This window comes from Pseudomonas sp. CBZ-4, assembly GCF_000346755.1.
Classification (GTDB): Bacteria; Pseudomonadota; Gammaproteobacteria; order Pseudomonadales; family Pseudomonadaceae; genus Aquipseudomonas.
On the sequence record NZ_ANNV01000150.1, the window covers coordinates 46329 to 67466 of the forward strand.

Below are 21138 nucleotides of genomic sequence, written 5' to 3' on the forward strand. Positions count from 1 at the left end.
CGCAATGACCGTTCAACTGACCACCGCCAACGAATTCATCGCCCGCCACATCGGCCCGCGTGCGGAAGACGAGCAGCAGATGCTCGCCAGCCTGGGTTTTGACTCCCTCGAAGCCCTGAGCGCCAGCGTGATCCCGGAAAGCATCAAGGGCACCAGCGTGCTCGGCCTGGAAGACGGCCTGAGCGAAGCCGAAGCCCTGGCCAAGATCAAGGCCATCGCCGGCAAGAACCAGCTGTTCAAGACCTACATCGGCCAGGGCTACTACAACTGCCATACGCCGTCGCCGATCCTGCGCAACCTCCTGGAAAACCCGGCCTGGTACACCGCCTACACGCCGTATCAACCCGAAATTTCCCAGGGCCGCCTGGAAGCGCTGCTGAACTTCCAGACCCTGATCAGCGACCTCACCGGCCTGCCGATCGCCAACGCCTCCCTGCTGGACGAAGCCACCGCCGCCGCCGAAGCCATGACCTTCTGCAAGCGCCTGAGCAAGAACAAGGGCAGCAACGCCTTCTTCGCCTCGATCCACAGCCACCCGCAAACCCTCGACGTGCTGCGCACTCGTGCCGAGCCACTGGGCATTGAAGTAGTCGTAGGCGATGAGCGCGAATTGACCGACGTCAGCCCGTTCTTCGGCGCCCTGCTGCAATACCCGGCAAGCAACGGTGACGTGTTCGACTACCGCGCACTGACCGAGCGCTTCCACGCCGCCAACGCCCTGGTGGCCGTGGCCGCCGACCTGCTGGCCCTGACCCTGCTCGCTCCGCCGGGTGAGTTCGGCGCCGACGTGGCCATCGGCAGCGCGCAACGCTTCGGCGTGCCGCTGGGCTTTGGTGGCCCGCACGCGGCGTACTTCTCCACCAAGGATGCGTTCAAGCGCGACATGCCGGGCCGCCTGGTCGGTGTATCCGTCGACCGTTTCGGCAAGCCGGCCCTGCGCCTGGCCATGCAGACCCGCGAGCAACATATCCGCCGCGAGAAAGCCACGTCGAACATCTGCACCGCCCAGGTGCTGCTGGCCAACATCGCCAGCATGTACGCCGTGTACCACGGCCCCAAAGGCCTGACCCAGATCGCCCAGCGCGTGCACCAGCTGACCGCGATCCTGGCCAAGGGCCTGACCGCCCTGGGCTTGAAGGTCGAGCAGGAAAACTTCTTCGACACCCTCACCCTCAACACCGGCGCCAACACCGCCGCGCTGCACGACAAGGCCCGCGCCCAGCGCATCAACCTGCGTGTGGTGGACGGTGAGCGTCTTGGCGTTTCCGTGGATGAAACCACCAACCAGGCTGATATCGAAACGCTGTGGTCGATCTTCGCCGACGGCAAGGCACTGCCCGCCTTCACCGAGACTGAAAGCACCCTGCCCGCTGCCCTGCTGCGCCAGTCGCCCGTGCTCAGCCACCCGGTGTTCAACCGTTATCACTCGGAAACCGAGCTGATGCGCTACCTGCGCAAGCTGGCCGACAAGGACCTGGCGCTGGACCGCACCATGATCCCGCTGGGCTCCTGCACCATGAAGCTCAACGCCGCCAGCGAAATGATCCCGGTGACCTGGGCCGAGTTCGGCGCCCTGCACCCGTTCGCCCCGGCCGAGCAAAGCGCCGGCTACCTGGAGCTGACCAGCGACCTGGAAGCCATGCTCTGCGCCGCCACCGGCTACGACGCGATCTCGCTGCAACCGAACGCCGGTTCCCAGGGTGAGTACGCCGGCTTGCTGGCGATCCGTGCCTATCACCAGAGCCGTGGCGATGAACGTCGCGACATCTGCCTGATCCCGTCGTCGGCCCACGGCACCAACCCGGCGACCGCCAACATGGCCGGTATGCGCGTGGTCGTCACCGCCTGCGATGCACGCGGCAACGTCGACATCGAAGACCTGCGCGCCAAGGCCATCGAGCACCGCGAGCACCTCGCTGCGCTGATGATCACCTACCCGTCCACCCACGGCGTGTTCGAAGAAGGTATCCGCGAAATCTGCGGGATCATTCACGACAACGGCGGCCAGGTGTACATCGACGGCGCCAACATGAACGCCATGGTCGGCCTGTGCGCACCGGGCAAGTTCGGCGGCGACGTGTCCCACCTGAACCTGCACAAGACCTTCTGCATTCCCCACGGCGGTGGCGGCCCGGGCGTTGGCCCGATTGGCGTGAAGTCGCACCTCACGCCGTTCCTGCCAGGCCACGCGGCCATGGAACGCAAGGAAGGCGCGGTGTGCGCGGCGCCGTTCGGCAGCGCGAGCATTTTGCCGATCACCTGGATGTACATCAGCATGATGGGCGGCGCAGGCCTCAAGCGCGCTTCGCAACTGGCGATCCTGAACGCCAACTACATCTCCCGTCGCCTCGAAGAGCACTACCCCGTGCTCTACACCGGCAGCAACGGCCTGGTGGCACATGAATGCATCCTCGACCTGCGCCCACTGAAAGACAGCAGCAGCATCAGCGTGGATGACGTGGCCAAGCGTTTGATCGACTTCGGTTTCCACGCACCGACCATGTCGTTCCCGGTGGCCGGCACCTTGATGATCGAGCCGACCGAAAGCGAATCCAAGGAAGAACTGGACCGCTTCTGCAACGCCATGATCGCCATCCGCGAAGAAATCCGCGCGGTGGAAAACGGCACCCTGGACAAGGACGACAACCCGCTGAAAAACGCGCCACACACCGCCGCTGAATTGGTGAGCGAGTGGACGCACCCCTACACCCGCGAGCAGGCGGTGTACCCGGTGCCGTCGTTGATCGAAGGCAAGTACTGGCCGCCGGTTGGGCGGGTGGACAACGTGTTTGGTGATCGCAACCTGGTGTGCGCCTGCCCGTCGATCGAGAGCTACGCGTAAACCTGACTGACGGAACACGATTCAATGTGGGAGCTGGCTTGCCTGCGATAGCGGTGTATCAGTGACAGAGATGTTGCCTGACCCACTGCTATCGCAGGCAAGCCAGCTCCCACATGGACCTCCTCCACAGTTAGACCGAGTCCATCCAGAAAATAATAAGAAACCGGAGAACAACTCATGTCTTTAAGCGTGTTCGACCTGTTCAAGATTGGCATCGGCCCCTCCAGTTCCCACACCGTTGGCCCGATGCGCGCCGCCGCTCGATTCGTCGAGGGCCTCAAGCGCGACCACCTGCTGGGCACCACCACCTGCGTCAAGGTGGAGCTCTATGGCTCGTTGGGCGCCACTGGCAAAGGCCACGGCAGCGACAAGGCCGTGTTGCTGGGCCTGGAAGGCGAACACCCCGACACCGTGAATACCGAAACCGTGGCCGCCCGCCTGGCGCAGATGCGCAAGGACGGCCGCCTGAATTTGCTCGGTGAACACAGCATTGCGTTCAACGAGAAAGAACACCTGGCGATGATCCGCAAACCCCTCGCCTACCATCCCAACGGCATGATCTTTCGTGCTTTCGACGCCACCAACATCCAGATCCGCAGCCGTGAGTACTACTCGGTCGGCGGTGGTTTTGTGGTGGATGAAGACGCCGCCGGCGCCGACCGCATCGTCGAAGATGCCACACCGCTGACCTTCCCGTTCAAGCACGCCAAGGACTTGCTCGGCCATTGCACGACGTACGGGCTGTCCATCAGCCAGGTCATGCTGACCAACGAAAGTGCCTGGCGCCCCGAAGCGGAAACCCGCGCCGGGTTGCTGAAGATCTGGCAGGTCATGCAGGACTGCGTGGATGCGGGCTGTCGCAACGAAGGCATCTTGCCCGGCGGCTTGAAGGTCAAGCGCCGTGCGGCGGCGTTGCATCGGCAACTGTGCAAGCACCCGGAGTCGGCGCTGCGGGATCCGCTGTCGGTGCTGGACTGGGTCAACCTGTACGCGCTGGCCGTCAACGAAGAAAACGCCAACGGCGGGCGCGTGGTGACGGCGCCCACCAACGGCGCGGCCGGGATTGTGCCGGCCGTGCTGCATTACTACATGCGCTTTATCCCCGGTGCGAATGAAGATGGCGTGGTGCGCTTCCTGCTCACCGCCGCCGCCATTGGCATTCTCTACAAGGAAAACGCCTCGATCTCCGGCGCCGAAGTCGGCTGCCAGGGCGAAGTCGGTGTGGCCTGCTCCATGGCCGCCGGCGCCCTGTGCGAAGTGTTAGGCGGCACGGTGTCCCAGGTGGAAAACGCCGCCGAGATCGGCATGGAACACAACCTCGGCCTGACCTGCGACCCGATTGGCGGGCTGGTGCAGGTGCCGTGCATCGAGCGCAACGCAATGGGCTCGGTGAAAGCCATCAATGCGGTGCGCATGGCCTTGCGCGGCGACGGGCAGCACTTTGTGTCCCTCGACAAGGTCATCCGCACCATGCGCCAGACCGGCGCCGATATGAAAAGCAAATACAAGGAAACCGCCCGTGGCGGTTTGGCGGTCAACATTATCGAGTGCTGACGCCTCAAGGCGCGCCAGCACGTTTTTCAGGAGCTGAACATGTCCACCGAAACCCTGTTGAAAACCCCATTGCACGCCCTGCACCTCGAACTCGGCGCGCGCATGGTGCCCTTCGCCGGCTACGACATGCCGGTGCAATACCCGTTGGGCGTGATGAAGGAACACCTGCACACCCGTGATCAGGCCGGGCTGTTCGACGTGTCCCACATGGGCCAGATCCGCCTCACTGGCGCGAATGCCGCCAAGGCCCTGGAAACCCTGGTACCGGTCGACATCATCGACCTGCCGGTGGGCATGCAGCGTTATGCGATGTTCACCAATGACCAAGGCGGCATCCTCGACGACCTGATGGTGGCCAACCTGGGTAACGACGAGCTGTTCCTGGTGGTCAATGCCGCGTGCAAGGACCAGGACCTGGCGCACCTGCGCACACACATTGGCGAACAGTGCAGCATCGAGCCGCTGTTCGAAGAACGCGCCCTGCTCGCCCTGCAAGGCCCGGCGGCGGTGAAGGTGCTGGCGCGCCTCGCACCGGAAGTGACCAAGATGACCTTCATGCAGTTCGCCACCCTGCGCCTGCTGGGTGTGGAGTGCTACGTCAGCCGTTCGGGCTACACGGGTGAAGACGGCTTTGAAATCTCCGTGCCCGCCGCCAACGCCGAAAGCCTGGCCCGCAGCCTGCTGGCCGAGACCGAAGTACAGGCCATCGGCCTGGGCGCCCGCGATTCCCTGCGCCTGGAAGCCGGCCTGTGCCTGTACGGCCACGACATGAACGCCGAGACCACCCCCATCGAAGCCAGCCTGTTGTGGGCGATCTCCAAGGCCCGTCGCGCCGATGGCCCGCGTGCCGGTGGTTTCCCGGGCGCCGATCGCATCTTTACCCAGCAGCAAACCGGTGTGAGCGGCAAGCGTGTGGGCCTGCTGCCCCAAGAGCGTACGCCGGTGCGTGAAGGCGCAGAGATCGTCGACGAACACGGCACCGTGATCGGCAACGTGTGCAGCGGCGGTTTTGGCCCGACCCTCGGCGGCCCGCTGGCCATGGGGTACCTGGACAGCGCATTCACGGCACTGGATACGGAAGTGTCTGCGTTGGTACGTGGGAAAAAGGTGCCACTTCGTGTAAGTAAAATGCCATTTGTGCCGCAACGTTACTATCGCGGCTGATTGACTGTTTCTATAAGTAACGCGGCTGCGTTAACGCGCACTAATTTGTAACGCAGCCGCCATAAAACAGTGCATTGACGATAGTCAATTTAATAGGGGATAACCTATAACAAGTGATCAACTCTATCGAATAAGCCGAATCCACCGCGGTGACAAAAGTGTCATAAAGCCGAGCAAACGCTGGGGTTTTGGCAGGGCTTGTATTTTCTCTATTAGTTGGCGTAGAGTTTGCCCACTGTGTTTGCATGGGTCGCTTTGAACCTGGACCTGGGCAGTAGCTGAAGTAGTTGCGCTACAACCCGTTCGACGTCTTACTTTCCTGCAATCCAGCCCAGTACTCTTTCATGCGAAAGAGGCTGTCATTAATTTTTAGCGTCAAGGAAATAAGAAAATGTCGGATAGCAAACGTCAGAGCGGCACCGTCAAGTGGTTTAACGACGAGAAAGGGTTTGGTTTTATCACTCCAGAAAGCGGCCCGGATCTGTTCGTGCATTTCCGCGCTATTCAAGGCAACGGCTTCAAGAGCCTGAAAGAAGGCCAGAAAGTGACCTTCGTCTCGGTCCAGGGCCAAAAAGGCCTGCAAGCAGACGAAGTACAAGCAGAAGGCTGATCCTTCCTGCGACAAAAAGCCCCTGATATGACATCAGGGGCTTTTTTATGGGCGTTATTCCGTACTATGGGTTTTTTCTCCAGAGAGCCTGCCATGTCCAAATCCCTGCTGAGCCCCCAGGGCGAATTTCCCGCCGTTGGCCTGGGCCGTCGTCTGGCAGCGATGTTCTATGACTTCTTGCTGTGCACCGCGCTGCTGATCGTCACCGCGTTTATCTACAAGCTGGTGTGGATGGCGTTTATCGGCGAAGCCAGGATGCGCACCCTCACCGAATCCGGCGCGCTGGACGGCGACCCGCTGCTGTCAACGATTCTGCTGTTTGTGGTGTTTGGTTTCTTCGCCAAGTTCTGGACCCATTCCGGGCAGACCCTGGGCATGCAGGTGTGGGGCGTGCGCGTGCAGAACGCGGATGGCTCGCGCATCAGCCTGTGGCAGGCGCTGCTGCGGTTTGTGGTGTCGATTGCATCGTGGTTGTGCGTGGGGCTGGGGTTTGTCTGGTCGCTGTTTGATAAGCAAAAGCGCAGCTGGCATGACATCTATTCGGATACGCAGTTGGTGCGGATCCCGAAGCAAAAAAAGTAAGTTGGAGCGACACAAAACAACTGTGGGAGCTGGCTTGCCTGCGATAGCGGTCTATCAGTCAATAGTGCATCGACTGGACTGACGCTATCGCAGGCAAGCCAGCTCCCACAGTTTTAACCGTGTTCACAACAAGGTCAGGCGTTGCCCACCAACTTCAACCGCGCCGCCTGGGTGAAATCCAGCATGCGCTTGAGCGGCCGCACCGCCTGCGGAATCACCGACGGTTCGACAAAGATCTCGTTACTGCCCTCACGCAGGCACTGCAACGTCCGCTCCAGCGTATTCATCGCCATCCACGGGCAGTGCGCGCAACTGCGGCATGCCGCGCCGTTGCCGGCGGTGGGCGCTTCGACAAACACCTTGTCCGGGCACAACTGCTGCATCTTGTAGAAGATGCCGCGGTCGGTGGCCACGATAAACGTCTTGTTCGGCAAACGCTGGGCAGCCGCGATCAATTGGCTGGTGGAACCCACGGCGTCCGCCAGTTCGATCACGGCGGTCGGCGATTCCGGGTGCACCAGGATCGCGGCGTCCGGGTACAGCGCCTTCATGTCTTCCAACTGCTTGGACTTGAACTCTTCGTGGACGATGCACGCACCGTCCCACAGCAGCATGTCGGCACCGGTCTGGCGCTGGATGTAGGTGCCCAGGTGCTTGTCCGGGCCCCAGATAATGGTCTCGCCGTTGTCCATCAGGCTCTCGACGATTTCCAGCGCGCAGCTGGACGTCACCACCCAATCCGCGCGGGCTTTGACCGCCGCCGAGGTGTTGGCGTAGACCACCACGGTGCGCTCGGGATGCTGGTCGCAAAACGCCGAAAATTCGTCCACCGGGCAACCCAGGTCGAGGGAGCACGTGGCTTCCAGGGTCGGCATGAGGATGCGTTTTTCCGGGGTGAGGATCTTGGCCGTCTCGCCCATGAACCGCACGCCGGCGACCAGTACGGTCTTGGCCGGGTGGGCGGCGCCGAAGCGGGCCATTTCCAGGGAGTCGGAAACACAGCCACCGGTTTCTTCGGCCAGGGCCTGGATCACCGGGTCGCAGTAGAAGTGGGCCACCAGCACCGCGTCCTGGGCTTTAAGCTCGGCGGCGATGGCGGCGCGCAGGCTCGCCTCTTCGTCGGCGCTGAGGGCCTTGGGCTGCTTGGCGTCGAGGTGGGCTTGAACCAGAAGGCGTTCGGAAATGTGCGTCATGTTCGCAAGACCTGCAGGCGCAGTAGCGCGAAAGTCGAGTGTACCACCGGCTCTGGAGCCTTTCGGGCGCCGCCGGACGAAGTGTTTTTGTTCATCAAGCACGGGTGAAGCTGCGCAAGGCTACAGAATATCCAATCGTTTCAAAAGCCAAATCTGGCATCCAGTGGCACGCCTGTCGGGCAAAAAAAACGGCAAGGTCCAGTGATGGGCCTTGCCGTTTCATGTTTGCACAGGTCAGAAGCGATAAGTGACCGAACCCCCAAAGCCGTTGGCGCTGTTTTCGTACTTGGCGTCGTAGGTCAGCTGCAACTGCGGGTTGTTGTCGCGGACCTTGATCGGCTCCTCCTTCAGGTAGGAATAGGCCACGTCAAAGGTCAGGTTATCCACGGGCGTCCAGCCGGCACCCAGGCTGAAGACGGTGCGATCACCTGTAGGAATACGCACAGAGCGATTGGTGTTGTTGGTCGGGGTCTGGTCCACGGAGAAGCCCGTGCGCAACACCAGTTGCTGGTTGAGCTGATACGACAGGCCAATCGCGTGGGACCAGGTGTCATGCCAGTGCTGCTCTTCGGTGATGGAATCCAGGCCGGCCAGCTCAGCGGTAATATCGGACACACCGCTGTTGTTGACCGTGATCTTTTTCAACTGGCTCCAGCGGGTGTAGGTGCTGCCCACGTAGAGGGTCAGGGCATCGCTCAACTGATGGGTAACCGAGAAGTCCACGGAGGATGGCGTGGTGACGTTCAGCTTGGCGTCATACTTCTGCGGCCCACCGTCCAGCAGGTCGGACAGCACACCCGAAGCGTTGGTATGGCCACTCAGGTGATAGACCACTTGCGAATGGTAGGTGACGCCAACGCGGGTCGTGTCCAGGGCCTGCACCAGAATCCCGGCGTTGAAGCCCATTGCGGTGTCATCGCCCTTGATCTTGGCCGTTTCCGTGCCCAGGCCAAACGCAGGCACCTTGGAGTCCAACTCGCCGCTGATCTTGTTGAAGGTCGGGCCGAAACCTACCGACACCTTGTCGTTGAACGCGTAGCTGACCGTCGGTTGCACGGTGATGACCTGGACCTTGCTCTTATTGCCAAAGCCATTGCCCTGGAAGCTGTGCTCGTAGTCGGTCACCAGGCCAAACGGTGCGTAGACCCCCAGGCCAAACGCCCAGTGTTCGTCGATCGGCGTCACCAGGTAACCCATCGGCACGGCAATGCCGGGGACCATGTCGCCTTTGTTGGTACCTGGGTTGTCGGCGCCGCCCTGGGAGGAACTGGCGTCCTTGATGTTGGATTTGGCATCGAGGTAGGTCGCACCGATGCTCACTTCATTCTGTTTGATGCGCGCCATACCGGCCGGGTTGCCGAACACCGTACTGGCGTCATCGGCCGAGGACGAGCGACCGGCGTAGCCTGTACCCATCGAACTGATGCTTTGTTCGTTGAGGGCAAAACCTCCGGCGAACAGCGGTGTAGAGGCAAGCGAAATGGCGAGCGCCAGAGCGCTTTTAAGAGTTTTTTTATTCATTATTAGGACTCGAATTGTTGGGCAGCGGGGAGAAAACTACCAACCTTCGAGGGGAGCGATTATGAAGAGTTTTTCATGCGCGAAATTGTCGGACAATCATAGCCATTTCAAAGACTTTGACTGATTTAGCGCTTCTTTTTATGACTTTTTAACCTGATCGTGACCCGCTGGTTTCTATCCGTAGGCGCAGACGGGGGCTCAGATCACCCGAGCATCCAACTCCCCCGCCCAAGCCATCAGCGCCGCCAGCAAAAAGAAGCTGCCACAGGCCGATTCCACCTTCTGCTCTGTCGTCGCCGACGTGCGATAACAATGCCCGCTGAAACGCCCTTCGACAAAGTCGCCACTGCGCACGATAGCCGCCAGCAAACGCCCTGCCTCCTGCTGCAACAGCTGCCCATCGGCTTGCTCCAGCGCCTGTGCTTGCAGGGCCAGCGAAGCCATGGCGGCGGCACACGGATCGTTTGGCCCGTCGGGCTGAGCCTGGCGATTGAGCGGTGCTTGCACCGAGCGGCTGCGCAGCCAGTATTGGCTGGCGCGCTGGGCGTCCTCGCGAAACGGCACACCGTACAGACGCGCACCAACGCCGAGGCCGAGCATGGCCCAGGCTTGCCCACGGGACCAGTCGCCCGCCGGGTCGCCCGCGTGCCATTGGCCTTGTTCATGAAGTGCGTGACTGCTCCAGGCGCCATCCGCGCCCGCACAGGCGCGAAACGACGTCTGCAAGTGCTGGCGCCCCAAACTCAGCAAGTCAGGGGTGTTGCCCAATGCGAACAGGTTTAACGTCGCCACCAACGGGTCGATGCTCAAGCACCGATCACCCAGCGCGCCACCGCCCATTTCTCGGCCCAAGGGGATGCAACACAACACCGGATCAAACCCATGGGCCAGTCGCTGTGCGGCCTCGCCCGCCAGTGCGGCAGCCTCGGAATCCGCCAACAACTGCGCACCAAGACCGGCGCCGTACCAGAAGATCAGGGCGCGGTGATGGGTGTCGCTGTCGAGCTTGTCCCGCAGGCGTTCGGCAATCCTCAGCGCGTGCTGCCGATCCGCCTGGCGCCCGTAATGAACCGCGCGCAGCCACCACACACCCGCCCAGAAACCACCCAGCCACGAGCCACCGGCCGAGACTTTCCAGGCGCCGTCGTTGTACAGCGGGAAACCCTCACCACAAACCGCCTCGATCTGCTCCAGTCGAGACAGAAGTGCCTCGATGGCGCGCTGCGTCTCGGCACTGTTGAGCGGCCGGTCCAACACTTCAAACGCACTCATTTGACCACCTGCAAACCCGGCGCAGCACGCACCCGCGTCAACACCAGGCTAAGCCCACAGGCCAGCAGCACCACGCCGATGGGCATCCACCAGGATTGGCCAAACACCAACCCGAACAACGGCGGGCCCAGCGCAAACCCGCCGAAAAAGCCCACCGAGAGTAGACCGGCCGAGGGCGCTGGTGCGCCGAAACCGGGGTCACGCAGCACCATGCTCATGGCGATGGCATTGGTCGCCACCGCCGTCAGGCCCATGCCCAGCGCACCGGCCCACAACAGCCAGTGACGCGCGGGCGTAGCCTGGGACGTCAGCCACAACGCCACGCTCGCCAGCAGCAGCAACACCAGCAACAGCCACGACTCATCGGCCATGCGCGCGCCCAACGGCGTCAACAGCGTGCGCGCGACAATGCCCATCACGCCAAAGCCGGCGATCAAGCCACCGATGGCCGTGGCCGACATGCCCTGCCCGGCGGCGAACACACCGAGAAAAGTCACGAAGGACGACAACACCACGCCCACGCACAACTGGATACTCATCAACACAGCCAGGCGCCCAGTCGGCCGTGCCACCCGCAAGCTCAGTGGTTTACGCGCCGACGACGCTGGCGCCACACGCGGCCCCAACACCGCCAGCAACAACGCTGGCAGCAGCAGGCAAGCCAAGGCCCCGCGCCAACCAAAACCCAGCGCCAAGCCCGGCAACAACGCACCGGCAAACAACGCTGAGACTTGCACCCCGGACTGCTTCAACCCCACCACCGCCGCCTTGAACGCTGGCTCCACGCGCTCGGCAATCAGCAGATTGGTCACCGGGTTGGCCAACGCCTGGGCGATGCCGCACACCGTCAGCGCCAGCACCACACCCGCAAATCCCGGCAAAGCGGCGAGCAGGCTGTAGGAACACGCCGTGCTCCAAAACAACAACGCCAAACCGCGCCGACTGCCCAGCCAATTCACCAGCGGCCCGGCCCACAACGACAGCAACGCGGCAAAACCAAAGGTGCTGGTGATCAACCAACCGAGCCATGGCGTCGGCACGCCAAGGTCGGCGACCATCAGCGGGCCCAGGGTGCCGACCGCGTAGAAGATCAGCATCGGCAGGGCCATGGCGCAGGTCAGCACCACGCGCAACCACAGGCTATTGCTCATCCCCGCGCTCCCGACGACGGCTGGTCGAAGTCCAACCCGTCCACGCCACAGCTGTCGAGCAGCTGCCGGCCGACTGCACTGATCAGCGCATCGTCGGTGCCGTCGAGAATGTGCGTGGTGCGCGCCGTGTTGTAGATCCCCGGCAGTGGCGACCACGCGCTCAAGCCTTCGGCGCCCATGATCTGGATCGCCGAATCCGCCGCCGCGCTCAACGCCTGGGACGCCGCGACCTTGGCGATATTCACTTCAACGCTGTTGGCCACGCCCGCATCACGCTTGGCCGCCGCGTCCTGCAACAACAACCGCGCACTGGCGATGGCCTGGTACACAGTGAACACCCGCAGGCGCACCAACTGCTTGTCCGCCAGGCGCGCCTGTTGGCCACGGGGCGAATGAATACGCGCGCACATCAGGTCAAAACAACGCTGCGCCAACCCCAGCCAATGCACCGAGCGCAGGATGCGTCCCAGCCCCAGGCGCTCCTGCATCAGCGCCAGCCCTTGCCCCGGCTGGCCCAGCACATAGCTGGGCGCCACCGGCACATCGTCAAAGGCCAACTCGCCCTGGCCACTGAAACGGCCAAGGATCGACAACGGCCGCACCACGCGAAACCCCGGCGCATCCGCCGGCACCAGGAACATCGACAAGCCCTGCGCCGTCTGCGCCACTACCGTGACCAACGCCGCCCGCTCGGCGCGGCAGATAAACCACTTGCGCCCATTCAAGCGCCACTGGCCGTCGATCAGTTCCGCCTGCGCGGTGATGGTCGCCGGGATCGAGCCGATGCTGTCCGGCTCGGACATGCCGTAACTGGACACCATCGCCCCACACGCCAACGGCTCCAGGAAACGCTGGCGCACCGCCTCGCTGGCGTGGCGGCTGAGCATATGCAGATCCAGGGTGGCGTCATCGCCAAAGATCGCCGGGGCGTATTCCGAACGCCCCTCCTGCTCGGCCACCGCCAGATACTCGCGCAGGCTACCGCCGGTTTGCGGATAAAAATTGCCCCACAACCCTTCGGCCCGCGCCTGCTCGCTCAGCTCGGCCAGCAACTGCGGGTTGCTGGCCAACTCGCCTTCCAAAGGGATGATGCGCTCATCGACAAACTGCCGTACCCGCTGCGCCCTTAACATGCGATGCCCGCCCCGCTTTCGAGGAACGCCACTTCGGCGGCCAGGGATTTCTTGTCGATCTTGCCCGCTGGCGTCAGCGGCAACTGGCGATAGAAGCGCAGGTATTCCGGCAGCTTGTTCACTTCCAGCCCTTGCTCGCGCAGGTAGTCGGTCAACTCGCTGAGGGAGAAACGCGGCGCGCCGTCACGCAAGGTCACGCAGATGCACACGCGCTGGCCGAGGTCCGGGTCGGGCACCGCGACGCAGGCGACGCTGACCACATCCGGGTGGCTGGTGGCGAGGGTTTCGATCTGCACCGGGCTGATGTTCGCGCCGCCGCGGATGATGATGTCTTTCTTGCGCCCGGCCAAAATCAGGTAGCCGTCGCTGTCGATGTAACCGAGGTCGCCGGTGTTCACCCAGCCTTCGGCGTCGCGGTACTGCGCGTCGAGCTCCGGCGCGTTGACGTACTGCATCGGGCTCAACGGGCCGCGCGCCTTGATTTCGCCGACGCTGCCCTGGGGCAATTCCACGCCGTCTTCGTCAAAGATCTTGATCGCACACACCGCTGGGTTCGGCCGGCCGACGCTGTAGAACACCACGTCCAGCGCATCGTCGAGGGTGTTGTGACAGTTCACCCCATCGGCGGAACCGTAGAGGCTGATAAAGCCGCAACCGAACGCCTCGACACAGCGGCGCACGGTGACTTCGTCGATCAGCGAACCGCCGCAGATCAGGCCGAGCAGGCTGGATTTATCCACCTGCGCCAACCGCGCATCGGCGGCGATACGTTGCAGCATGGTCGGCACGCCGAGGATGTGGGTCGGGCGCAATTGGGCGATGGCGTCGATGGCCGCCGCGACATCGAACTGCGGCAGCACCGCAATCGAACCGCCGAGCCAGGACAGGCTGCCAAAGGTGGCGGTCGAACCAAACGACGAACCCAGCGGCACCAGGTACAGGCCACGGAACGTACCGCCCTCGGGGTGCACGCGTTGCAGGAAACGCCCGCGCCCGCCGACCAGGGCGTTGTGGGAATAGGCGACCAATTTAGGCTCCGACTCGGTGCCGGAGGACACCAGCAAGCGCACCGGAGAATTCGGGCACACCTCGGGCAATTGCGCTTCGCTCAGGGGCTCGGCCTGGAACATCTGCGCAAGGCTCAGCCAGCCTTTGCGCGCCTCGCCTTCGACGATCAGCACGCGCAGCGACAACAGCGTCGGGCGCAGGGCTTCGATGACCTGGCACAAATCGATGCCGGCGTACTGCGCCGGCACGATCACCGCGCGCGCATCGCAACGGCGCACCAGGGATTGGATGTCGAGGCTGCCGCGCCCCGGTGGAAACGGCGCGACCACCGCGCCCAGCGCCGCAGCGGCGAGGTCGATGGCGCAGCTGCGCCAGCTGTTGGTCAGTTGGTACGCCACCACGTCGCCGGCAACGATGCCCGCGTTGCGCAAACTGGCAGCCATGCGCAGCGCCGCGGCGTGCAGCTCGCCGTAGGTGATGCGGCTGTCGGGTTCGAGCACCGCCGGTTTGTGCGGATCACGCTCGGCGTGCTCGCGAAACAGTTGGTAGACCGAACGGTTGGGGTAGGTGCCGTCCTGTTCCCACACGCTGCGCACAGCGGCGGGAACCAGATCGATAATGCCTGCGTTATTCATCGAAAACTCCAGTGAGCGTTGACCGAGGTATAGGCATTCACGCTTAAACACGTCTTCAATCGCCTGTCTTGAGCCAGGGCTGACAGGTCTTCTACGGCCACTGAGGCCGGGATATCGGCGGCGCCCAGCACCTGTTGCCAGGTAGCGGCGGGTTGCGACGCCAAGGCGCTGCGGATGGCTGCGTCACGCGTTTCAGGAGCGTTGTGCAGGTCGCAGGCGAGGATGTTTTCCAGTTGTTCAAGTTGCTGCGCGGTCTGGCAGTCGATGGCCAGCACACCGTCGGCAGTCGGGTAGACGCCCTTGAGCAGGCTTGCTGCGCGCACGTCCTGCACCGTCAGCAGGTTGGCGGCGCCGAGCAACGAGCTATCGACGCGCGCGCCCTGGCCGCTGAGGGCCCGGTGCAGCAATGCCGCACTCACGCCTTGCGCCGCGACCACACCGCCGAGCACATCGAGCACGGTGAACAACGAACCACCCGGCGTGGCCGACGCCTGGCCGATCTGTGCGCCGACACCGGACCACGCCTGCACCATAAAGTCGGTGCCGGGTAGCGGTTCGCCCGGGCGGTCGTGGCCCCAGCCACCGGCGTAGGCGTACACCAGCGCCGGGTTGACGCGCATCAGGTCGCTGCTGTCCAAGCCCAGCTCGGCGGCCTTGCCCGGCGCCCAGTTGTGCAGGAACACATCGGCGTCACGCACGCGCTCAAACAGTTCGTCGCGACCGGCGCGGGACTTGATATCCAACTCGCGCACCTGCTTGTGCCGGTTCAGCGCATCGAAGCGCACCGACACGCCATCCACACACGGCGGCATGCCGCGCAACGGATCACCGCCGGGCAATTCGAGACGGATCACTTCGGCGCCCAGCAGCGCCAGCAGATGCCCGGCCAGCGGGCCCTGGATACGCCGGCAGGATTCGATCACGGTGAGGCCGCTCAACGGCAGCGCCGGGTTGTCGAGGGCGCGCAGTGGCTGGCCGCCGGCAGCGACGGCAAAACTCCACGGGCCTTGGGCGATTTGCGCGGGCAGGTCCGCATCGCCACGGCGCTCGGCAAGGCTGCGCAACGGGCACACCGCCATGCCGCTCAAAGCGCACAACGCAGTGATGCGCGCCATGGACAAGCGCGCCATGGCCTGACGGAACACCGGCGGCATCGGCGCGACGGCTTTGGCATAGCGCAGCAGGAAGGCTTTCCAGCCCTGCCCGGCCTGTTCGCCGTCGATGCCGACCTGCGCCCAGAAGCGCCGCCAAGGTTCGGCGTCGAGGGTTTCCAACTCAAAATACACGCCGTCAGCCGACATGAACGGCGGGCGATTCTTCGCGCACGTCGCCCCGGGCAGCAGGCGTTCGGCTTCAGCGCCCGCCGTGGCACCGGCCAGGTATTGGGCGATGCTCAACACGCCGGCACCGGCCATGGACGTGTCCACGCGGCTGAAATCACCGCCGCGCAATTGCCCGACGGCAGCGGCCAACACGCCTTGCAGCGCGAGGCTGGCGCCGAGGGTGGAGACGTAATCCACCCCCAGCCCCTGCGCCTTGCCGCTGGCGCGGCCGTGCACCGACATCAGGCCGCAGGCCGCTTGCAGCGTGTGTTCGGTGGCGCCGGCGGACGTGCCGTCGGCCCAGCCCTGAATCACGCCCTGCACCGACTTGAGGTCAGGATGATGCAGGCCGATGCACATGGCATCGCGCCTGTCGCTGTCGTGGGGCGCCAGGCCCAGCGCCGTCGCCTGGTAGCGCAGGGACGCGGCCAAGCTGGCCATCCCGGCCGATGCGCCGGTAAACGTGCCGCTGAGGCTACAGCCGTGTAGAAGTGCAGACATTCGACATTCGCCAGAAAGGTGAGTGATCGCTGCGCGCGCGACCTCGGGTGAGGTACGCCGCGCCAGCCCTGAGACGTGTTCGCCGATCAGCCGCCCGCGACGGCCGGCAGGATGGTGATGGCGTCGCCGGCCTTGAGCGCGGTGCCCAGGTTGTCGGCGAAACGGATGTCGTCATCGTTGACGTAGATGTTCACGAAGCGATGCACCTGGCCGTCGCCGATCAGGCGATCCTTGACGCCTGGATACTCACGTTCCATCTGTTCGATCACTTCCAGAACTGTGTTGCCGTGCACTTCCACGCGCTTCTGATCCTGGGTAAAAGAGCGCAACAAAGTGGGCACCATCACGGAAATCGACATGCAGAACTCCCTGGGCCTTAGTTGGCCCATTGATTAACTTCGGTTTAATTAACGATGCAGATAACTTCTTCAGTCACTCTGCGTTGCACGATACGAAAACTGCGCACTGCAACTTCAACTTCCGGCAGTGTTGAAATAATGACGTAGTGCACCGATGCATCACCGGCATAACTCACATCTTCCGCACTGGGGTAGGCCACGCTGGCGGTGTGGGAGTGGTAGATCACCCGGCACTCCTCGTCCCGTTCATCCAGTTCGCGCCACACCGCCAATTGCTGCTTGGGGGCGAAGCTGAAGAACGTTGCGGAGCGCGCCGCGTTCTCCATCGCCACCAGGCGTTCGGCGGTTGGCTCGCCCACCGGCGCGGCGATGATGCCGCAGGTTTCCTGCGGGTGATCGCGGTGCGCCTGTTCCAGCATGGCCTCCAGCAGGCCGGCACGCAGCTTCAACATGGCGGTCAGTAGCTCGGCAACGTCGGTTCGACATCACGCACCCAGGCCAGCACGCCGCCGTCGAGGTTGCGCACGTTGCTGAAGCCGCGCTGCTGCAACTCCAGCAAGACCGCCTTGGAACGCATGCCGGATTTGCAATGCAGCACCAGGTTGGCGTGCTTGCCGAAGCGGGTTTCGATGACGTGCGCAGTGTTCGGGCCCTTGGGGATATGTTGCGCGCCGGGGATGCGCACGATGTCCCATTCGGTCTGTTCCCGCACGTCGATCAGCAGCAGGTTTTCCCGGCGTTCACGCAGGGCGTGCAGCTCGCGGGCGCTGATGGACGGGATGTCCGACGGCTGCACGCCGTGGGGCGCCAACAGGCCGCAGAACGCCTGGTAATCGCTGAGGGCGGTAATCGGCTGACGGCCCGGCGCCCGGCGCAGCGGCATTTGCCGGTAGGACATTTCCAGCGCGTCATAGACCATCAATCGGCCCAGCAGGCTTTCGCCGATGCCGGTGATCAGCTTCACTGCCTCGGTGGCCATGATCGCGCCAATCGACGCGCAGAGGATGCCCAGCACCCCGCCTTCGGAGCAGGACGGCGCCAGTTCCGGTGGCGGCGGCTCGGGGTAGAGGTCGCGGTAGTTGAGGCCGACGCCGCCGGGAGCATCTTCCCAGAACACCGAGGCCTGGCCCTCGAAACGGTAGATCGAACCCCACACGTACGGCTTGCCGGCCAGCACGCAGGCGTCGTTGACCAGGTAGCGGGTGGCGAAGTTGTCGGTGCCGTCGAGGATCAGGTCGTACTCGCTGAACAACTGCACGGCGGTTTCCGATTCCAGGCGCAGGTTGTAGCAGTTGACCTGCACATGGGGGTTCAGATCGCGGATCGCGGCGGCGGCGCTGTCGACCTTCAATTGGCCGACGGTGGCGACGCGGTGGATCACCTGGCGCTGCAGGTTGGATTCGTCCACCACGTCAAAATCGATAAGGCCCAAGGTGCCGATACCGGCCGCCGCCAAGTACAACAACGCGGGCGAACCGAGACCACCGGCACCAATGACCAACACTTTGCTGGTCTTTAAACGGCGCTGGCCGTCCATGCCGACATCGGGAATCAACAAGTGCCGACTATAACGGGTTATTTCGTCGTTACTTAGTTGGGCAAGTGGCTCTACAAGTGCAGGAAGTTTCATCACGAATACCTGTTTCTGAATGCAAGTGATTCTCAAGTAAACACTTGGTTTAATCAATTCAACAAATCAGGACATTCATATTCATAAGGGATATTTTTGTATGCGTTTAAATAAACTCAAAGCCCTCATGGGAGGGCTTTGAGTCAGGACGTCAGCCGAGGAAGGTCGACATGTCCATGCACACCGCGCTGAACGCCTGCACAAAATGCCGCGCCTCGGACTCGCTGAGCACCAGCGGCGGCTGGATGCGCATGACCCGGTTGTTGTTGGCGGTAACGAAGGTCAACACGCCGTGCTCCCGGGACAGTTTGCTGACGAAGCGCAGCACGAACATCTCCTCGAAGTTTTTCTCGATCTCGCTGATGGCCTCGTCGATATGCCGCTTGGCCTTGCCCGACAGCATGCGATAGGTGCCCGCCGCGTTGCCCGGCATGCGGCTGGCAAACTCGCGCACAAATGCCTCCACGCCGCCCTTGTAGCTGTACTCGAACTCGATGGCGATCATCAGGCCCTGGCCGCGCACTTCACGGATGAACGGGTAGCCGCTGACCGCTTCACTCAGGGCTTCCTTGAGTTGCGCACCGACCCGCGCCGCGTTGCCGGCCAGGTCTTCGTTGGCGATCACCTCCAAAGTGGCGAGGGCCGACGCCGAGGCGAAGTTGCCGCCGCCGAAAGTCGAGGTGTGCAGGGCAAAGGTGTCGATGCTGCCGTAGGCGCGGTCCCACAGCGCTGCGCTGGACAGCGTCGCGCCGATCGGTACGGCGCCGCCGGAAAGCGATTTGGACAGCACCAGAATGTCCGGCACCACCCCTTCCCATTCGCAGGCAAACAGCTTGCCGGTGCGGCCGAGGCCGGTCTGGATTTCGTCGAGGATCATCACGCAATCGTGGGCGGTGCACAGCGCCCGCACCTGTTGCAGATAACCCGCCGGCGGGAAGATCACGCCGCCTTCGCCCTGGATGGGCTCAAGGATGAACGCGCCGACATCGCCTTGTTCCAGGGCGCTTTCCAGGGCGTGCAGGTCGCCAAAGGGAATCGAATCGCAGCGCGACAGCAGCGGCTTGAACGGGTCGCGGTGTTTGTCGCGGCCGGTCACCGACAGCGCGCCGAGGGTTTTGCCGTGGTAGCCGTTGTCGCAATACAGCACACGCGGGCGGCTCATCGCGGCCATGGCCAATTTCAACGCGGCTTCGATGGCCTCGGTGCCGGAGTTGCTGAAGAACACCCGCTCCAGGTCTCCCGGCGCCAGTTCGCTCAGGCGCTGGGCGAGCAGGCTGGTGTGCAGCGGCACCGACACGTACTGCACAAAGGTCGGGTGCTGGTTTTGCAGGAATGCCTGCAACGCCTGGTTGACCTTGGGGTGGTTGTGCCCGGTGTTCAGGCAGCCGTAGCCGGCGACGAAATCCAGGTAGCGGCCGCCGTCCAGGTCGGTGAGCCAGCAGCCTTCGCCTTGAGTGAAGACGCGCTCGATATGGTTGAACTGGTAGAACTCGCGCAGCACCGGGTTGATGTGCTGGCCGAAGCAGCGCAGGGCTTCGGCGCGCAGGTCGGCGGGTGGCGCCACGTCCTGGCGGCGGTGGAAGCGGCGCAGGGGCTGGAAGTCTTCGTCGCGCAGGCGCTCGCCGTAGGAGGCCATGGGCGACGGCGAGAAGCCGTGCAGCTCGGCGATGCGGCCGATTTCCAGGACTTTTTCTTCAGGCAATTCACGCCCGATGGAGAATGCCTCGGCACGCCCTTCCAGGGCCAGCACCAGGGTTTCGGCGAGGCAGCCGTTGAGGAATTTCTTCGGCGCGAGGCCCAGGTTTTCGGTGCCGAAATGCACCGCGTCGCTGGCCGATACCAGGCCGCCGTCGACGATCAGGATGTCGTTGCGGTCGTGGTTGAACGCCAGCACATCGCGGGGCAATGCGGCGTCGATCACCACCGCGCCGGGGGCCAGGCGATACGGGTCGATCACCCCGCCGCTGGACGTGGCGGCGACGTAGAAACGCACGTCGTCGTAGCAGCTTTCGATCTCGGCGGTGAGGCGCACCTGGGCGTGCATCTCTCCCGGCAGATAGGCCAGGCTTTCCAGGCCTTGCTCGACGCTGCCGCGATGCACAAGGCGCAGGCGACAGCCGTGGCGCGCAAGCAACTTGGCGATGACCAGGGCGATGGAACCGGGGTAACCGACCACCGCGACTTCGCTGTCGGCCGGGTCTACGTCGAGGCGCTGCATGGCTTCCAGCACGTTCTTGTAGGCGGCGTAAGCGGTCAGCGAATTACCGGTGGTGACCGCCACGCCGCTGCGCTCCTGGGTCTGCAAACCACGGTTGCCGACGATGGCCGTGAAGCCGCCGAGGCCAACCAGATGGGCGCCCTGCTCCTTGAGGCTGTTCACACCGTCCAGCACCCGCGCGGCAATGCTGCGCGGCTGGCTGAGCATCTGCTCGGCGGTCAGTGGCAGGTAATGCAGGATGCCTTCGCAGGTGGCGCCGGTGGCGCTGACGATGCGCCCGAAATCGGCGAACGGCACCAGGTTGCGCGGTTGCCACAGTTCGGGCTGATAGCCGCGATCCTGCTCGGCGAGCGTGCGGTCGAGCAGGTCGATGATCTTCACTTGGCGTTGCAGCGCGATGGAAGTCGGGTGAGCGATAAAGCCGAATTTCATGGGAGCGTATC

16 protein-coding genes are annotated in these 21138 nt (G+C 63.4%); 5 read left to right on the forward strand and 11 right to left on the reverse strand.

All coding sequences use genetic code 11. From position 1 onward, the window contains the following. The first annotated feature begins 4 nt into the window (after positions 1-4). The 5 genes from gcvP to B348_RS0120910 all read left to right on the forward strand — a co-directional run bounded on the left by gcvP (position 5) and on the right by B348_RS0120910 (position 6752). On the forward strand, positions 5-2842 hold the full coding sequence (gcvP, locus tag B348_RS0120890; protein ID WP_017738001.1) for an aminomethyl-transferring glycine dehydrogenase: 2838 nt from the start codon (positions 5-7) through the stop codon (positions 2840-2842). 177 nt (positions 2843-3019) lie between these two features. After that, the gene (locus tag B348_RS0120895; protein ID WP_017738002.1) at positions 3020-4396 is read left to right on the forward strand and encodes an L-serine ammonia-lyase; all 1377 of its coding nucleotides are present in this window, start codon (positions 3020-3022) and stop codon (positions 4394-4396) included. Positions 4397-4435: 39 nt separating this feature from the next. After that, positions 4436-5560, forward strand: coding sequence for a glycine cleavage system aminomethyltransferase GcvT (gene gcvT, locus B348_RS0120900; protein ID WP_017738003.1), 1125 nt, complete (start codon positions 4436-4438; stop codon positions 5558-5560). Between the two features lie 391 nt (positions 5561-5951). Then, positions 5952-6170: a cold-shock protein gene (locus tag B348_RS0120905; protein WP_003193835.1), complete on the forward strand. Its 219-nt coding sequence runs from the start codon at positions 5952-5954 to the stop codon at positions 6168-6170. Positions 6171-6263: 93 nt separating this feature from the next. Then, complete coding sequence (locus tag B348_RS0120910; protein WP_017738004.1) at positions 6264-6752, forward strand: RDD family protein; 489 nt, start codon at positions 6264-6266, stop codon at positions 6750-6752. A gap of 134 nt (positions 6753-6886) precedes the next feature. Here the strand turns inward: B348_RS0120910 and nadA are convergent, their stop codons facing one another. The 11 genes from nadA to B348_RS0120965 form a co-directional block, all read right to left on the reverse strand. Beyond that, complete coding sequence (gene nadA / locus B348_RS0120915; RefSeq protein WP_017738005.1) at positions 6887-7945, reverse strand: quinolinate synthase NadA; 1059 nt, start codon at positions 7943-7945, stop codon at positions 6887-6889. Between the two features lie 234 nt (positions 7946-8179). Beyond that, the gene (locus B348_RS0120920; protein WP_026136949.1) at positions 8180-9466 is read right to left on the reverse strand and encodes an OmpP1/FadL family transporter; all 1287 of its coding nucleotides are present in this window, start codon (positions 9464-9466) and stop codon (positions 8180-8182) included. A 198-nt stretch (positions 9467-9664) separates the two neighbouring features. Continuing rightward, positions 9665-10738, reverse strand: coding sequence for a hypothetical protein (locus tag B348_RS0120925; protein WP_017738007.1), 1074 nt, complete (start codon positions 10736-10738; stop codon positions 9665-9667). Beyond that, positions 10735-11889: an MFS transporter gene (locus B348_RS0120930; protein WP_017738008.1), complete on the reverse strand. Its 1155-nt coding sequence runs from the start codon at positions 11887-11889 to the stop codon at positions 10735-10737. The genes B348_RS0120925 and B348_RS0120930 overlap by 4 nt, the downstream gene beginning before the upstream one ends. After that, complete coding sequence (locus tag B348_RS0120935; RefSeq protein WP_032865023.1) at positions 11886-13022, reverse strand: acyl-CoA dehydrogenase family protein; 1137 nt, start codon at positions 13020-13022, stop codon at positions 11886-11888. The genes B348_RS0120930 and B348_RS0120935 overlap by 4 nt, the downstream gene beginning before the upstream one ends. Then, a complete protein-coding gene (locus tag B348_RS0120940) occupies positions 13016-14665 on the reverse strand; it encodes a class I adenylate-forming enzyme family protein (RefSeq protein WP_017738010.1) in 1650 nt (549 codons plus the stop codon). The genes B348_RS0120935 and B348_RS0120940 overlap by 7 nt, the downstream gene beginning before the upstream one ends. Then, the gene (locus tag B348_RS0120945) at positions 14662-16488 is read right to left on the reverse strand and encodes a CoA transferase (protein ID WP_026136950.1); all 1827 of its coding nucleotides are present in this window, start codon (positions 16486-16488) and stop codon (positions 14662-14664) included. Before B348_RS0120945 ends, B348_RS0120940 begins: the two co-directional genes overlap by 4 nt. Positions 16489-16574: 86 nt before the next feature. After that, entirely contained in the window at positions 16575-16847 is a 273-nt protein-coding gene (locus B348_RS0120950) for a MoaD family protein (RefSeq protein WP_017738012.1), read from the reverse strand. A 44-nt stretch (positions 16848-16891) separates the two neighbouring features. Further along, positions 16892-17299, reverse strand: coding sequence for a Mov34/MPN/PAD-1 family protein (locus B348_RS0120955; protein ID WP_017738013.1), 408 nt, complete (start codon positions 17297-17299; stop codon positions 16892-16894). 5 nt (positions 17300-17304) lie between these two features. Further along, a complete protein-coding gene (gene moeB, locus B348_RS0120960; RefSeq protein ID WP_026136951.1) occupies positions 17305-18477 on the reverse strand; it encodes a molybdopterin-synthase adenylyltransferase MoeB in 1173 nt (390 codons plus the stop codon). Between the two features lie 151 nt (positions 18478-18628). Next, positions 18629-21127, reverse strand: coding sequence for an aminotransferase class III-fold pyridoxal phosphate-dependent enzyme (locus B348_RS0120965; protein ID WP_017738015.1), 2499 nt, complete (start codon positions 21125-21127; stop codon positions 18629-18631). Positions 21128-21138: the final 11 nt, after the last annotated feature.

Excerpts from the sequence above, each read along its gene's own strand:
- gcvP (WP_017738001.1), top strand. The coding sequence starts at position 5 with ATGACCGTTCAACTGACCACCGCCAACGAATTCATCGCCCGCCACATC.
- B348_RS0120895 (WP_017738002.1), top strand. The coding sequence starts at position 3,020 with ATGTCTTTAAGCGTGTTCGACCTGTTCAAGATTGGCATCGGCCCCTCC.
- gcvT (WP_017738003.1), top strand. The coding sequence starts at position 4,436 with ATGTCCACCGAAACCCTGTTGAAAACCCCATTGCACGCCCTGCACCTC.
- B348_RS0120905 (WP_003193835.1), top strand. The coding sequence starts at position 5,952 with ATGTCGGATAGCAAACGTCAGAGCGGCACCGTCAAGTGGTTTAACGAC.
- B348_RS0120910 (WP_017738004.1), top strand. The coding sequence starts at position 6,264 with ATGTCCAAATCCCTGCTGAGCCCCCAGGGCGAATTTCCCGCCGTTGGC.
- nadA (WP_017738005.1), bottom strand. The coding sequence starts at position 7,945 with ATGACGCACATTTCCGAACGCCTTCTGGTTCAAGCCCACCTCGACGCC.
- B348_RS0120920 (WP_026136949.1), bottom strand. The coding sequence starts at position 9,466 with ATGAATAAAAAAACTCTTAAAAGCGCTCTGGCGCTCGCCATTTCGCTT.
- B348_RS0120925 (WP_017738007.1), bottom strand. The coding sequence starts at position 10,738 with ATGAGTGCGTTTGAAGTGTTGGACCGGCCGCTCAACAGTGCCGAGACG.
- B348_RS0120930 (WP_017738008.1), bottom strand. The coding sequence starts at position 11,889 with ATGAGCAATAGCCTGTGGTTGCGCGTGGTGCTGACCTGCGCCATGGCC.
- B348_RS0120935 (WP_032865023.1), bottom strand. The coding sequence starts at position 13,022 with ATGTTAAGGGCGCAGCGGGTACGGCAGTTTGTCGATGAGCGCATCATC.
- B348_RS0120940 (WP_017738010.1), bottom strand. The coding sequence starts at position 14,665 with ATGAATAACGCAGGCATTATCGATCTGGTTCCCGCCGCTGTGCGCAGC.
- B348_RS0120945 (WP_026136950.1), bottom strand. The coding sequence starts at position 16,488 with ATGTCTGCACTTCTACACGGCTGTAGCCTCAGCGGCACGTTTACCGGC.
- B348_RS0120950 (WP_017738012.1), bottom strand. The coding sequence starts at position 16,847 with ATGTCGATTTCCGTGATGGTGCCCACTTTGTTGCGCTCTTTTACCCAG.
- B348_RS0120955 (WP_017738013.1), bottom strand. The coding sequence starts at position 17,299 with ATGTTGAAGCTGCGTGCCGGCCTGCTGGAGGCCATGCTGGAACAGGCG.
- moeB (WP_026136951.1), bottom strand. The coding sequence starts at position 18,477 with ATGAAACTTCCTGCACTTGTAGAGCCACTTGCCCAACTAAGTAACGAC.
- B348_RS0120965 (WP_017738015.1), bottom strand. The coding sequence starts at position 21,127 with ATGAAATTCGGCTTTATCGCTCACCCGACTTCCATCGCGCTGCAACGC.